This is a genomic window from Streptomyces varsoviensis (assembly GCF_000718635.1).
GTDB lineage: Bacteria > Actinomycetota > Actinomycetes > Streptomycetales > Streptomycetaceae > Streptomyces > Streptomyces varsoviensis.
Map to the genome: position 1 here is coordinate 1 of NZ_JOBF01000105.1, position 220 is coordinate 220.

At 68.2% G+C, this 220-nt stretch carries 1 pseudogene; it reads right to left on the bottom strand.

From position 1 onward, the window contains the following. Positions 1-121: 121 nt before the first annotated feature. A pseudogene (locus tag IF55_RS41110) lies at positions 122-220 on the bottom strand (ABC transporter ATP-binding protein); the annotation flags it as partial.

Here is a 220-nt window from a genome sequence, read left to right on the forward strand (position 1 = left end):
CCGCTGTCCCCGCTGTCCCCGCTGTCCCCGCTGTCCCCGCTGTCCCCGCTGTCCCCGCTGTCCCCGCTGTCCCCGCTGTCCCCGCTGTCCATGACATCACCACCGGCGACCGACCGTGATCTCAGCGGTTGGTTTCCTTCTCGTACGCCTTGATGACCTCGTCCGTGGGACCGTCCATCAACAGCTCCCCCCGCTCCAGCCACAACACCCGGTCACACGT